13 protein-coding genes are annotated in these 14,780 nt (G+C 37.1%); 6 read left to right on the forward strand and 7 right to left on the reverse strand.

The window, feature by feature from the left end; genetic code table 11:
* Nucleotides 1-66 precede the first annotated feature (66 nt).
* Complete coding sequence (locus V179_RS0120030) at nucleotides 67-1,641, reverse strand: peptide chain release factor 3 (protein ID WP_028393047.1); 1,575 nt, start codon at nucleotides 1,639-1,641, stop codon at nucleotides 67-69.
* A gap of 968 nt (nucleotides 1,642-2,609) precedes the next feature.
* On the opposite strand from V179_RS0120030, the gene cspD reads away from it, so the two are divergent.
* Nucleotides 2,610-2,813, forward strand: a complete 204-nt coding sequence (cspD, locus tag V179_RS0120040) for a cold-shock protein CspD (protein WP_028393048.1) — start codon at nucleotides 2,610-2,612, stop codon at nucleotides 2,811-2,813.
* A gap of 211 nt (nucleotides 2,814-3,024) precedes the next feature.
* Here cspD and V179_RS0120045 read toward each other — a convergent pair whose 3' ends face one another.
* Nucleotides 3,025-3,189 carry a YvrJ family protein gene (locus tag V179_RS0120045; protein WP_028393049.1) on the reverse strand — a complete coding sequence of 55 codons (165 nt, stop codon included), beginning with the start codon at nucleotides 3,187-3,189 and terminating at the stop codon, nucleotides 3,025-3,027.
* A 159-nt stretch (nucleotides 3,190-3,348) separates the two neighbouring features.
* Here V179_RS0120045 and V179_RS28405 point away from each other — a divergent pair, with 159 nt between their 5' ends.
* Nucleotides 3,349-4,170, forward strand: a complete 822-nt coding sequence (locus tag V179_RS28405; protein ID WP_051405056.1) for a glycerophosphodiester phosphodiesterase — start codon at nucleotides 3,349-3,351, stop codon at nucleotides 4,168-4,170.
* A 107-nt stretch (nucleotides 4,171-4,277) separates the two neighbouring features.
* Here V179_RS28405 and V179_RS31815 read toward each other — a convergent pair whose 3' ends face one another.
* Both V179_RS31815 and V179_RS31820 read right to left on the reverse strand, forming a co-directional pair.
* The gene (locus V179_RS31815) at nucleotides 4,278-4,481 is read right to left on the reverse strand and encodes a hypothetical protein (RefSeq protein ID WP_235179173.1); all 204 of its coding nucleotides are present in this window, start codon (nucleotides 4,479-4,481) and stop codon (nucleotides 4,278-4,280) included.
* An 11-nt stretch (nucleotides 4,482-4,492) separates the two neighbouring features.
* A complete protein-coding gene (locus V179_RS31820) occupies nucleotides 4,493-5,104 on the reverse strand; it encodes a hypothetical protein (RefSeq protein WP_235179175.1) in 612 nt (203 codons plus the stop codon).
* Nucleotides 5,105-5,522: 418 nt separating this feature from the next.
* Here V179_RS31820 and V179_RS0120060 point away from each other — a divergent pair, with 418 nt between their 5' ends.
* The gene (locus tag V179_RS0120060; RefSeq protein WP_028393051.1) at nucleotides 5,523-5,810 is read left to right on the forward strand and encodes a hypothetical protein; all 288 of its coding nucleotides are present in this window, start codon (nucleotides 5,523-5,525) and stop codon (nucleotides 5,808-5,810) included.
* Nucleotides 5,811-5,840: 30 nt separating this feature from the next.
* Complete coding sequence (yidC, locus tag V179_RS28410) at nucleotides 5,841-6,620, forward strand: membrane protein insertase YidC (protein WP_034302071.1); 780 nt, start codon at nucleotides 5,841-5,843, stop codon at nucleotides 6,618-6,620.
* Nucleotides 6,621-6,804: 184 nt separating this feature from the next.
* On the opposite strand, the gene cphA is transcribed toward yidC, so the two are convergent.
* Nucleotides 6,805-9,420 (reverse strand): cyanophycin synthetase, encoded by a 2,616-nt coding sequence (gene cphA, locus V179_RS0120070; RefSeq protein ID WP_028393052.1) that lies wholly within the window; start codon nucleotides 9,418-9,420, stop codon nucleotides 6,805-6,807.
* Nucleotides 9,417-10,226 (reverse strand): cyanophycinase, encoded by an 810-nt coding sequence (locus V179_RS0120075; RefSeq protein ID WP_028393053.1) that lies wholly within the window; start codon nucleotides 10,224-10,226, stop codon nucleotides 9,417-9,419. Before V179_RS0120075 ends, cphA begins: the two co-directional genes overlap by 4 nt.
* Before the next feature lie 289 nt (nucleotides 10,227-10,515).
* Here V179_RS0120075 and opp4A point away from each other — a divergent pair, with 289 nt between their 5' ends.
* Nucleotides 10,516-12,279, forward strand: a complete 1,764-nt coding sequence (opp4A, locus tag V179_RS0120080; RefSeq protein ID WP_028393054.1) for an oligopeptide ABC transporter substrate-binding protein — start codon at nucleotides 10,516-10,518, stop codon at nucleotides 12,277-12,279.
* Nucleotides 12,280-12,694: 415 nt separating this feature from the next.
* Nucleotides 12,695-13,744 (forward strand): M42 family metallopeptidase, encoded by a 1,050-nt coding sequence (locus V179_RS0120085; RefSeq protein WP_028393055.1) that lies wholly within the window; start codon nucleotides 12,695-12,697, stop codon nucleotides 13,742-13,744.
* Nucleotides 13,745-13,866: 122 nt separating this feature from the next.
* On the opposite strand, the gene V179_RS0120090 is transcribed toward V179_RS0120085, so the two are convergent.
* A complete protein-coding gene (locus tag V179_RS0120090) occupies nucleotides 13,867-14,766 on the reverse strand; it encodes an ABC transporter permease (RefSeq protein WP_028393056.1) in 900 nt (299 codons plus the stop codon).
* Between the last annotated feature and the right edge of the window lie 14 nt (nucleotides 14,767-14,780).

A 14,780-nucleotide genomic window follows, 5' to 3' on the forward strand; every position in this document is an offset into this window, starting at 1 on the left:
TTTATGATATGTAAAAAATACAGCCAATAAAAATGAGGTAGCCCCAAAAGGGACAACCTCATTTTTTCATTCACTATCCATTGGGTTATATAACTTCACATCAGGGTTTTTGTCCTGGAACCACCGCAAAGCAAAATCATTTTCAAAAAGGAATGCATATTGATCATAACGATCTTTCACTAGAATACTACGAGTACTATGAAGATTTTCATCAACTTTTTGATCTTCAGTCCATCGAGTAATCTTGCTACCCATTCTTTCCATAATAACATCGACGTTGTATTCGTTACGCATTCTGTGTTCAAATACTTCGAATTGCAGCTGACCTACCGCCCCTAACAAATACTCTTCCATCCGTACAGTTTTGAACAACTGAATGGCCCCTTCTTGTACGAGTTGATTAATTCCTTTATGGAAATGTTTTTGTTTCATCACGTTCTTAGCAGTTACTCTCATAAATATTTCTGGAGTGAATTGAGGTAAACGATCAAATTGATACATTTCCTTGCTTGTTGTAATTGTATCGCCGATTTGATAATTCCCGGTATCATAAAGACCAATAATATCGCCACCCACTGCCTCATTTACTGTATTGCGATCATCAGCTAAAAATTGAGTGGAGGATGACAGATTAATCGGTTTTCCTGTTCTACTAAGATAAACGCTCATACCCCGTTCAAACTTACCTGAACATATACGTAAAAACGCAATACGATCTCGATGCTTAGGATTCATATTCGCTTGGATTTTAAAGATAAATCCAGAAAAATCATCGTTATTTGGTTCAATTTCGCCTACTGTAGAATTCCGAGGCTGTGGTGCAGGAGCAAATTGTAAGTACGCATCTAAAAATGTCTGTACGCCAAACGTCGTCAATGCACTGCCGAAAAAGACTGGACTAAGTGTCCCTGCTAAAATTTTTTCTTTTGAGAACTGGTTACCAGCTTCTGTAAGTAGCATGATTTCTTCAAGGGTTTGCTCATAAAGAGGTGAATCCTTTAATTCATGATCAATTGCTAATTCTCCTTCATCATTCAAAGGCAAAAATCGATCTTCATCTCCACTTTTAAATTGTTCTATTCGATTATTAAACCGATCATAGACACCAACAAATTCTTTCCCCATTCCAATTGGCCAGTTCATCGGATATGTCTCGATGCCTAGTACTTCTTCTAGCTCAGCAAGTAATTCGAGCGGCATTTTCCCTTGACGATCCATTTTATTAATAAATGTAAAAATAGGAATCCCGCGCATCCGGCATACCTTAAATAGTTTGATTGTTTGGTCCTCAATCCCTTTGGCAGAATCCACAATCATCACTGCACTATCGACAGCCATGAGAGTACGATATGTGTCTTCACTGAAATCTTGGTGACCTGGTGTATCTAAGATATTCACACGAAAATTATCATAATCGAATTGCATAACAGATGAAGTAACTGAAATTCCACGTTGTTTCTCGATCTCCATCCAATCACTAGTTGCATACTTTCCTGTTTTCCTTGCTTTAACGGTTCCTGCATCGCGGATAGCGCCTCCAAATAAAAGCAGTTTCTCCGTTAATGTTGTTTTCCCAGCATCCGGGTGAGAAATAATGGCAAAGGTTCTTCTAGTTTGAACCTCATCGTTTAATGTAGTCATACGTTTATTCCCTTCTATCCTATATAAGTGGAAATTTCCACCATCAAGTTAGCTAGCTTCCAAGCTTCTTACTTATCACAAATTAATATGGTTAACGAACTATGTTCATTCTACACTTTAGAAATATATCATACCTGCTTCTTTTTTGGCTATACCTTTAAGAAGGGTTGCTCATAAGAAACATCATTGACGGTCCGCTATCAAGCCAACAATGAAAAAGGTTCAAGTGTTATAATCCGTAACACTTTTTCCACAGAAAAAACGCAAGTGATGCTACTCTAATAATTATTAGCAAAATCAAATCCTATTGATGAAACATCTACTTTCTTATCGTTTTATTAGAAGCGTTTACGGATTTGAAGAAGCAGCAAGTAGGAATGATAGGAGAAGATGGATCTAATTCAAACGATTGAACCGAGATTCGTTTAGATTAACAATTGGTTAGTTCTGCACCTATTGCTTTTGTCGTTTTGTTTGCTGTTTTTTATGCCAATATTTTTTTGCTTCTTTTATCAATAATGGTGCAACTAATGCTGCAGCGCGTTTTAGCATCTTTTTCTTCATATTCTAGAACCCCGCTTTCTTTCAATTTAGTCGTTTGTAGACCAGATTTTCTCAACCATATTTTTTCAATTGATCACTCTCTATCCTTCTTGTTTAACCAATGATAAAAAATTTAAAACATTCTTGCTTAGTAGTGTACTTTTTAACAGATGGTTATTCATGTATATACGTATAAGAAACCGTTTTTTAGGATACGCTAGAAAATGTCATTTTGATGAATAGTGATTGAGATTTTATTTGAATTGTTTTATAATTTGATTAAATATTATTTAGAAATGAAACGAATTCACATATTAGCAAGCATCCACAACTAGTGGAATTTTGCTAATATATGAATGGCTTATTGTATAAGATAAGCTTTAACATATATTAATATTTGTTTAATTTTTAGGAGGATTTATCGAATGACAGTTACAGGTAAAGTTAAATGGTTTAATGGTGAAAAAGGATTTGGATTTATTGAAGTAGAAGGCGGCGATGATGTATTTGTACATTTCTCTGCAATCCAAGGAGAAGGGTTCAAAACTCTTGACGAAGGACAAGACGTTGAATTCGAAATTGAAGAAGGCAACCGCGGACCACAAGCTAAAAATGTTGTAAAACTATAAAATACCTAAATGGGTGAAGATGCTGCCACTTGGCTGCATCTTTTTTAATGTAAATAAAATGAAACTTTACCTCACCAATCGGGATTTTACGAGCAGTTACCTTCACCTACGCTTTTTAAAGTCCTTAGTTAGAGTTTACTGCCTATTAATGCGGGATAAAATGGATGAAACAGACCGATTCATCCATTTTTCGCTTGACCATATCAGCCATTCAATCTTTTCTATTTTTTAATATGAAGAAATCCATCAAACGATCTGGCAGCTCGACAATGGTTTTATTAAGCACATCAAGCTTTGCTTCAAATCGATGAAGCAAATATAACGTGACTACAATGGGAAAACCAACATCACTGACAAATGTTAGAAGTTCATTCATATCATTCACCTCCATTCATTCTCTTTATACCTCCAAAATCAAAAAAAGTAGCAGCGAATTAGAAATTGTCCCATTGTTTTCACGTATGCTGAAAATTCATATTGAAAAGGAATATTAAACATTATTAAAATAGAATTCAAAAGAAAGTGAGGAACCTAAATGAAATGGATCTTTCTTTTATTTCAAAGTTGGTTTTTCAGAAAAAAACAGAAACTTCCATCCACTCATATTCCGCTTAAAATCGGTCATCGTGGTGCTTGTGGACATTCTCCTGAAAACACCATGGCTTCATTTAAAAAAGCTTTAGAATATCAGGTAGATTTCATTGAAATTGATATTCACCTGAGCTTTGATGGACAGATCGTTGTCATTCATGATTTGACCTTGGACCGAACAACGAATGGAAAAGGAAGAGTTCAAGATTTTACATATGAGGAATTATCTAAGTTAGATGCTGGTAGTTGGTATAGCGAGGGTTTTTCAGGAGAGAGAATTCCCTTATTAAGCACTGTTTTGGATCAAACCTTACCTTTTTCTGGAGTTTTAATTGAAATAAAACATCCAGAGCACTATCCTGAAATTGAATCAATACTTGCCAAAGAGCTTAAAAACAGATTGCGTGCAAGTCATGAATCTCCAAAAATAATGGTTCAATCTTTCAATATCGCTTCAATTAAAAAGTTCCACAAGCTTTTACCAGAAGTCCCTGTTGGAATCTTATTTAAACATACCCCAGCAGGAATATCGAATAGATCTTTACTGAAATATTCACAATTTGCTTCATTTATTAATCCCAAAAAAACGATGGTAAACGAAAGGCTAATACGAAAAATTCATACTTATGGAATGATGGCATTCACGTGGACTGTTAATAACCGAAAGCATGTCCATTCGTTTGAGAAAATGAAGCTTGATGGAATCACGACTGATTTTCCTGATTACTTCAGTTTAAATGAAAAGAAAAGCGGACCTGATGCTTAATTCCTAATTATGAACATTTCTTATCCTTAATAATTAGCAGAGGCACCAAAAGTATCTAAACGAATACTTCTGATGCCTTATTTCTTTTCCTGTAAAAGTTATTTATATTAATAGCATTGGAATGAACGAATTTGATCCGCGTCTACTCCAAAATATACCCATCGCTGCAGATTTCTTCTCCACCGGTATCCTGCAACAGAATATCTGCCAACATATGTCGGATAAAACCAAAATCCTCTGCCACTTTCAAGCCAAATGTAGGTATTTCGATACAAACAGCCTCTTAAGCTTCCTGGGTCCACAGCTGTCAAACCCATACCACTTAATTGCGGAACAAATAATGGAGGTGGCGCTGTCGGCGGTCCATCATCATAGTGTTGGCCATGACCGGGGCCAACATGTGGTGGACCTGGATGTTGACCAGGGCCCCCTCCTGGGGGTGGCGGTCCAGGATATTGAACAGGGCCTCCTCCTTGGGGCGGCGGTCCAGGATATTGAACAGGGCCTCCTCCTTGGGGCGGCAGTCCAGGATATTGACCAGGGCCTCCTCCCTGTGGCGGCGGTCCAGGATATTGACCAGGGCCTCCTTGGGGTGGCGGTCCAGGATATTGACCAGGGCCTCCTTGGGGTGGCGGTCCAGGATATTGAACAGGGCCTCCTCCCTGTGGCGGCGGTCCAGGATATTGACCAGGGCCTCCTCCTTGGGGCGGCAGTCCAGGATATTGACCAGGGAGTCCTCCTTGTGGTGGCGGTCCAGGATATTGACCAGGGCCTCCTCCTTGGGGTGGCAGTCTAGGATATTGACCAGGGCCTCCTCCTTGGGGTGGCAGTCTAGGATATTGACCAGGGCCTCCTCCTTGGGGTGGCAGTCTAGGATATTGACCAGGGCCTCCTCCTTGGGGTAGTTGGTTTGGATATCTAAATCCTCCACCATATAAAGGCTGATGCAAACCTTCCCACTGGGGACATTGTGATTGTCCGGGATTATACATCGACTGTCTTGCCATTATATCGTAATTCTCTCCATAATTTTCATATCCGTTAAAGTAAGGATCATTATTCTGATCATAAACATTTTGATTTCCTTCAATATTAAATCCAGAATTTGGGTTAAATGGATCCATTTACTTTCACCTCGAATTCACTTTATCATTCCCTTTACACTATGTAGGCATCTAACCTATCGTACCTTGTTTCCCTGTAAATAAAGAGGTGATTGTTATCGATCTCGCCAAAAACAAAATCCTCCTTTTTCCGCTTAAGGAACCTTCTTCCTTATTAAATTACTTGTTTATTTAATAATATTTGTTATAGTGTAGATATAGTTTTTAACTAGAAAATGAGGGGTGCCTATGTGGGAATTATTGCTTGACTTTGATTATCAAACCGTACTAAACGCAATGATAGCAGGATATATTCTCGCCCTCTTTATACCTGTTGTAGCTGTTTACATTATTCATAAAAATGACTTCTTTACACAAGGCAAAGGACAGGACACTTATCAAATCCTGCAACTGAAGCATGCATATATATCTGCTGAATTTTTTGAACGCAGAGGATTTCAGCAATTTTTTATAGTAATTCGTAGAAAAGAGTCTCCTGATGACTCAGATGAACCAACTTCCCTTCTCATTGTTTAAATATATTAAACAAAATGAGGAGGAAATATATTGAAGAAGAATATTCTTGTAATTGTTTCAATGCTTGTACTTGTATTAAGTGGTTGCCAAGCCACTTCTGGATCCGGTGATGGATTTTTCCATACTTTCCTAATTAATCCGTTGATTTGGCTACTTGAATTCAACGCACATCTATTTAATGGTAATTATGGGTTAAGCATCATCTTAGTGACGCTACTGATTCGTATTATCATCCTTCCTTTAACAATGAAGCAGTACAAAACACAGATTAAGATGAAAGGGAAAATGGACAAATTAAAACCCGAAATGGCGGCCATTCAAGAAAAAATCAAACAAACAAAAGATCCAGTAAAAAAACAAGAACTTCAAAAAGAAATGATGGCATTGTACCAAAAACATGGAGTCAATCCTTTAAATATGGGCTGCCTACCAATGATCATTCAAATGCCGATTTTGATGGGCTTTTATTATGCTATTAAAGCTTCACACGAAATTGCTACACATAGCTTCCTATGGTATAACCTAGGACAGGCAGATATGATCATGGCGGTAATTGCTGGGGTAATTTATTACCTACAATTCAAGGTTTCTCTAAAACAAATGCCTACTGAACAACAAGCGAGTATGAAATTCATGGGCTTACTTTCACCGGTAATGATTCTCTTTGTTTCGTTTTCAGCACCAGCTGCATTACCTCTTTATTGGTCAGTTGGAGGATTATTCATGATTGTCCAAACATACACATTACAAAGATTATACAAACGTGAACCACAACAAACAGTATTTACTTCTCCTGAAACTTTAAAGTAAAAAAGTGAAGCTTCAATCCTTTGAGGTCTTAACTTTTCGTTAATGAGAGATAAAGAAAGAGGATGTCCCAAGGGTCAGGCCAGCACTCTATACACAGTTCATAGTACTACTTACACTTAATTTGAACTGTATATTACATTTATGCGGTCTGACCTTTTCCTTATGGGACATCCTCATCATTATTTTAGTTAAGAGTCGGTTTGGCAATTTTTGAAAAGAACTCCGTTACATAATTAAAGTCTGTATAAAAAAACAACAAGAGATCACCAGGCTTCGATAGTTCCCACGCTGTACGGTACGCCTCAGGTTCTTTCGGAACGATAAGTACATTTTGCTTACTCATATTTTTAGTGATCGCAGTTTCTTTCATAATTTTAGGAACTTCCAACGGTTCTCTTCCTCGAAGATCATCATCCTCTTTCAATAATAGAATATCTGAATGCTTACTTAGTAAAACTGCCATTTTTTTTAGATCATCATCTTTTCGGTCACCAGGGCCAGCAATTACAGACACAACTCTCCGTTTAGCAAAGCTTTTTACGGTCTCAAACATTGCAGCAAGGCCGCTAACATTATGTGCGTAATCAATAATTATTTTTCTACCATTTAGTTCTCGTATATTAAATCTGCCCTTGGAAAGTTCACTATTAGGATAAAAATGTAACGCTCTTTCTCGTAACTGATCCATTAAGATGCCTTGGGTATGAGCAGCAGCTAATGCTTGTAGTAAATTTGATAGATTATGTTTTGCCGTACCATTAATTGTAATTGGTATATCACTCCCTAATAGAAAGCGCTCTTTTTTTCCCCCATACGCGTATATAATCCAGCCAGAATCATTTACATACCAAACTGCCGCTCCTTCTTGCAGCGCTTTTTTTACAAAACGATTGTGCTCAGTAAGTGATGTATAAATAATTTCTCCCTTACTATATGCACTCATCTTAGCTACATTAGAATCTTCCGCATTTAGGATACAATATCCAGTCTCATGTACCACTTCAGCAATTAGTTGTTTTAGCTTTATCAACTGTTCAAATGTAACGATTCCATCACTACCTAAATGATCTTCGGCCACATTAGTTATGATACCAACATCACAATGCCTATAGGCAAGGCCCTCGCGTAAAATACCGCCCCGCGCGGTTTCAAGAACCGCATAATCAACATTGGGGTTGGCTAACACTTTTCTCGCACTTATCGGTCCGCTACAATCACCTTCATCGATACATTGTCCGCCAATGTAAACACCATCAGAATTAGCCATCCCCACTATTTTTTCTTCATCAGACAAGAAATGAGACACAAGTCTTGCAGTTGTAGTTTTACCATTCGTACCGGTTATTGCAATAATCGGGATAGCCGCTTCCGTTCTTTCTTTAAAAAGGTAGTTCACAATTGCTGCCCCAACATCTCGCTTTTTCCCTTCACTCGGATAATGATGCATTCTAATTCCGGGTGCTGCATTGACTTCAATAATAGCTACTTCTTCTCGATTTAAAGGTTTCGAAATATCTGGACAAATCAAATCTAACCCTGCGATATCTAGATTAATTGCTTTAGCTGCTAACACCGCTATGTCTTTAATCGTTTCGTGAACTTGATCTGTTACATCAATTGCTTTTCCTCCAGTTGACAAATTTGCATTCCCAACTACTTGAATAACGTCACCTTTTTCCGGAATCGATTGCAACGACAAATTCATTTTTTCTAAATAACATGTAACAGAATGATCAAATGGGATTTTTGTCATTGGTTTTTCATGATCGTCGCCTCTAAGTGGGTTCCGATTCTCCAATTCAATGAGCTCGTGAATTGTATTATTGCCATTCCCTATTATATACGGGGGAATTCTCATGCTCGCCGCCACAAGTTGACCATTCACTACAAGAAGCCGATAATCGCTTCCTTGGTAATAACGCTCAATAATATATGATTCTTCATGTGCTTCAAGACAGTTGACAACATTAAACAATTGTTCCCGATTCTTTATATTCGTCATCACCCCTTGTCCTTGTCTTCCTTTTAGTGGTTTAAGCACAAGTGGATAACCAATTAATTCAGCATTCTGGAAAATTTCCTCAATCGTCGTGGCAACCATTCCTTCTGGCACTGGCAAACCGCAATTTGTTAAAATATCCTTCGTCATTTGCTTATCACAAGAGTGTTCAACAGCCAAATTTGATGTTTGACTCGTAATCGTTGCTTGTACGAATTTTTGCTTCGAACCTGTCCCAAGTCTCAATAAACTATCGTCCCCTATATGCTGAACAGGAATATTTTTCAATAGCGCCGCTTGATAAATTGCATCAGTACTTGGTCCTAATTTGTTTGAATAGTATAGTTCAGCAATTTCAGTTACATACGATTCAATTTTTACAGGTTTTGAATTTGAGAGGATGCTTTCTACGATTTTTACTGCAGAATTAAATGCACAAAGACCTGATTTTTCTTCTTTATAACTATACGACACATAATAGATGCCTGGTTTTTCTCCTGCAATGGTTTTTCCGCGTTTCACATCAATTCCTGCTAAATTTTGAAGCTCAATAGCTATATGTTCCAGAATATGCCCCATCCAAGTGCCTCGTTTGAGACGATCAAAGAAACCACCAGTGTAACCTGGTGAACAGGTATGAGAAAGAAGTGAAGGAATGGATTCCATTAACGCTTCGTTGAAGCCTGGAATGATATCTGAAGGTTGATATTCCAATTCTTCGATATCCAACTCTATAAGCAAGGTAGGCGAATATGAAAAGTAATTTGGCCCCTTTAAATATCTGACTCGATTAACCTTCATTTCTTCTTCCCCTTTTTTATAAGTTGTCTGTTTACTAAATCAAAGTTATATCCTTTAGTAAGTGTATGAAGTATAAAGTTGGAAATCGTTAATTCCTCACTTCCATTTTCTGAAGCAATAATTTCTATAAAATCACTGTTTCTGCCATCAATAACTAATACTTGATGCTCCCCGTACACTTTAAATTGATCGTTCTTCACTAAAATAGCTGTATTTTCATCTATCCCAATCCCTATAATATCTTTATTTTCAGCAATGGCACTCAACAAGCGATCAAATCTACCTCTTTGAGAAAAATGCTGGTCAATGATGATTTTGTCGAGGAATCCAAAGCCCGCTCCGAGCTTAACCTTCAATTTATCATCGTCAAGTTTTGTATCCGCAGCAACGATCATTTGATGTGCCATAATGGATGCACCAGCGCTCGTCCCTCCTAGAATCAGCCCATCTCTCCAAGTTTCCATTAACGCATCATGAAGAACTGTACCTCTAATGATGGATGCCAGTCGACTTTGATCGCCGCCTGTAATAAATACAGCCGCCAGTGACTCTATGCGCGTCCGAATTTGGGGAGAATCAGCTTCTGCCCTATTTGTAATCGACAATATATCAATATCTTTTACACCTAATTGATGAAAGGTACGAATATAATCTTCACACACCTCTTCTGGAATCTCACTTGCAGTTGGGATAATTCCGATTGCTCCTGATCTTCCTTTAGCCAAATCGACAAACAGATGTAACACGTCTCCTTGTGGACATTTTTTTTCAGCTCCACCAATTATTAATAACTCACCAACACTCATGGATTTTGATCACCTTTATAGAATAATTTGTTTTCCAAATACACATCATGTACTTCTTTTGAAAAAATCATACCTATTTATTATGATTTTCCATTTTAAAAAATATGCATGTAGATACAAAATTCAAATAAATCTATGGGATTGGAATTTTATTAATGAGGAAGAATACGTGTAAAAAGGATACAAAAATGGGGTATTTGTCATGAATGAAAATTACCTATAGGAGGTTACTACTTTGCCTGAAAGAAAAGAAGTAACAAAAAATTCAAAAAGAAAAAAAGAAGGAAGGATGAGTTATAAAGGTCTATGTATGCTAATAGTTTCTGTTCTATCATTAACAGCTTTTAACACAAATCATACTATAGTTGATGGCAAAAAGCATGGAATACTAAATAATACAAATGCAAATACAACAAACTTATTCACGACAGTTACAACTAATTCTAAACCCGCTATCAAAAATGGACACTTAAATTACGGATTGTCTTCTGATACTCCTTTTACAGGTATTCTAAGCCATCTATTATATACGGGTAATCCAGATTCATTAATTTTGCAATTCTTTGATGAAAGTTTATTACAATCCGATGAGAACTATACGTTTAATAATGAAGGAGCTGCAACATATGAAATGTCTGATGATAATAAAACCATAACATTAACGATTAAAGATCATGTAAAGTGGCACGACGGAGCACCTGTAACGGGTTCGGATTTAGAATATGCATTCCTTGTAATTGGTAATCCAGACTATACAGGTGTTAGATATGATAAACAAATGCAAATGGTAGAAGGTATGGAAGAATACCATAAGGGAAAAGTAGATTACATTTCTGGCATAAAAGTTGATGGCAAAAAAATATCCATTACATTTAAAGAAGCTAATCCATCCATTCTAACAGGTGGCGTTTGGACCTATCCGATCCATAAAGAATATTTGAAAGATGTAGCCATTGGTGACTTAGAATCTTCTGATAAAATCCGAAAAACTCCAATAGGTTTTGGGCCGTTTCAAGTAAAAAAAATTATTCCTGGTGAAGCAGTTGAATTTGTTTCAAATGACGAGTATTGGCAAGGTAAACCTCAACTAGGCAGTATTTCACTTAAAGTGATTAACCCTGATTTAGCGGTGAAAGCTATTGAAACAGGCGAATTAGACATCGTTGAAATTTCAGCGGATCAATATGACCAAGCTAAAAATTTGCAGAACATCGAAACACTAGGATATGTTGGATTTGCCTATTCATATATCGGCTTTAAACTAGGGCATTTTGACCCCATATCTAAGACCACGAAAATGGACAATCCAAAAATGGCTAACATAAACCTTCGTCAAGCGCTTGCCTATGCGATTGATAATAAAGCTGTCGGTGAAAAAATTTATAAGGGGCTTCGTTTCCCAGCGAACACAGTAATACCAGCGATTTCTCACTATCATAACTCCAAGATTAAAGGATATTCTTTTAATCAGCAGAAGTCTAAACGACTATTGGATGATGCAGGTTATATCGATACAGATGGCGATGGTATACGTGAAGATTTAAAAGGAAAGAAATTTACAATTTATTTTGCTTCTATGAATGGAGATGCGAATTCAGAACTACTTGCACAGTATTACATTCAACAATGGGGTGATATTGGGTTGGACGTTCAACTCGTTGATGGTCGCCTTCAAGAGTTCAACTCTTTTTACGACATGGTAGCATTAGACGATCCTAAAATCGACATTTTTCAAGCAGCTTGGCAAGCAGGTTCTGATCCAGATCCATCTGGAATCTGGGATAAAAACTCAGATTATAACTATACCCGTTGGGTGAATCAAACGAGTCAAGATTTACTCGCAAAAGGACTTTCTCCTAAAGCATTCGATAAAAAATACCGTAAAGAAGTGTATGATGAATGGCAACAACTCGTTCATGATGAAGTACCAATGATTCCTACTTTATTCCGTTATAATCTTGCAGTTGCAAATCTACGAATTAAAGATTTTGACTACAAATTTACTGATTGGTCTAAAGTCGCTGTAACTGCCGAGGATGCAGTAAGATATTGAGAATCTTTAATTAGTAGGGGGCTTTTCTTCCCCCTCTGATTGTTAGTCCCGTTCTACTGTCGCTAATACCTTCACTCCGCTTCGGTAAAGCGACACTACGAACCCGATTGGTTCAACTAAATCTTTGAAAACCACAAAGGTAAGTTTCACTTTATCTCACCAACCTAGCTTTTACTGAAAGTTAACTGCCACCTATCTTCATATTACATTGTTATTGGAGGTTTGGTCTTGCTGGCGGTTAAAAGTGGGATAAAAGGATGACATAAGGATATCCAATAGCAAAGTACCAGTCCTCGCCATCCCAGGTTAACTTTCTGAACTTAGCAAAATTAAGTTGAATAATCGTATCACTTTTTCTATTGAACGAGTAGAAAAACGTTATAATAGAGTAACGCAAAGAAAGGAGTTATTTCTAATGGTCAAATTAATAAATAATCAAGAAATGGTTCAATACATAACGGATCTTGTATCAATTCCAAGTCCATCTGGTTATACAGAAGCAGCAATTTTATATGTTGAAAAGTTCATGAAAACAAGGAACATTCCCTATACCATTTCAAACAAAGGGGCTTTAATAGCAACAATCAAAGGAGCAGATGACCGTAAACATCGTCTATTAACTGCACATGTAGATACACTTGGAGCAATGGTAAAAGAAATCAAGGGCAGTGGGCGTCTGAGCTTAAGTATGATTGGTGGTTTTCGCTGGAACTCTGTTGAAGGAGAATACTGTAAAATCCACACAGCAGATGGAAAAGTTATCACAGGTACAATCTTAATCAATCAAACATCGGTTCATGTGTACAAAAACGCCGGCGATGCAAAGCGAGATGAAACGACAATCGAGGTCCGAATTGATGAAGTGGTCAAAACAAAGGCAGAAACAGAAGCACTTGGAATCTCAGTTGGTGATTTCATATCATTTGAACCACGAGTAGAAGAAACAGAAAGCGGATTTTTGAAATCTAGACACTTAGATGATAAAGCAAGTGTTGGCATTCTGTTGCATTTGATTGATATTATTCAAAAAGAAAATATTACACTCCCCTATACTACTCATTTCCTCATTTCAAATAATGAAGAGATTGGATATGGTGGGAATTCCAATATCACGCCTGAAACGGTTGAATATATTGCTGTTGATATGGGTGCAATTGGCGATGGTCAAACAACAGATGAGTACAGCGTTTCTATATGTGCTAAGGATTCTTCAGGACCTTACCACTACAAGCTTCGCCAGCATCTAATTGATCTGGCAAAGAATAATCATGTAGATTATCGGGTCGATATATACCCTTATTACGGTTCAGATGCATCAGCGGCAGTTCGTGCTGGCTTTGATATTGCTCATGGATTAGTAGGGCCTGGCATAGATGCATCACACGCATTTGAAAGAACCCATATTTCTTCATTGAACCATACAGCAACATTACTTTATCATTATTTACAATCAAAATTAGTCTAATGTTATTAGTAAATCATTACTACTCAATACTTTTTAGCTGATACCTATGGATGGCGTGTTAGAGAATTTTCTTTAAATACGTCATCCTTTGATGGTATTTTATTTCAATCATTTTCCTCATTTCATCCTCTTCTTTGTCTTGCATCAGCCGAACGTTTTAATGCATGTCCAATAAAATTTATACTTAACATAAGTACTAAAATGATCGCTGCAGCTGGTAACCAAATCCACCATTTATTCTCAAGGACATCAGGGTTTCTTGCATAACTAATTAAAGTCCCTAGACTTGGTGTACTTTCAGGTAAACCAAAGCCTAAGAAAGTCAATGCAGTTTCAAGCCCTATATTGCCTGCTAAATTCAAAGTGAAGTTTACAATAATAACAGAACTTATATTAGGTAATATATGATATAGAATGATTTTCCAATGCGGTGTACCTAATGTTTGAGAAGCTTGTACATACTCCAATTCCCGCTCAGCTAAAGTTTTCGATCGAATCAGCCTTGCTTTCCCTGTCCATAAAAAAATCGACATAATAAAGATAAAGTTCGTGACAGTAAACTTCGGTACAACAGTAACAAATACAATAATCATCATCGTTGAAGGTAGCGACATGATAAAGTCGATCACACGCATAATTACGTTATCGACAATTCCCCCAAAATAACCAGCTATTAGTCCTGCACATAGACCCATTAATGCTGTTAAAATCGTAATGCACAAACTTATTGTGAACGAGTTGCTGGTGCCAAAAATTAGCTGTCCTAATATATCTCGTCCAGCATAATCAGTCCCTAACAAATGTGCATCAGAAGGCATGAGATAGATGGAGAATATATCCACTCGGGCAATCGCTTTTTGATCTATCATAAAGGATGCTATATAGACACTTGCTAAAAAAATGAGAAGAAAGTAGAAAGATCCTAATGCAAGTCTATCTTTCTTTATTTCCTGCCAGATAATCTTAATTCCCGATGGTCTCCTATCTGCTAGTTGAACATTTTTTACTGCATCTGCCTTCATCTCTAACAACTTCC

This window comes from Bacillus cihuensis (assembly GCF_000504145.1).
Taxonomy (GTDB): Bacteria; Bacillota; Bacilli; order Bacillales; family DSM-1321; genus Peribacillus; species Peribacillus huizhouensis.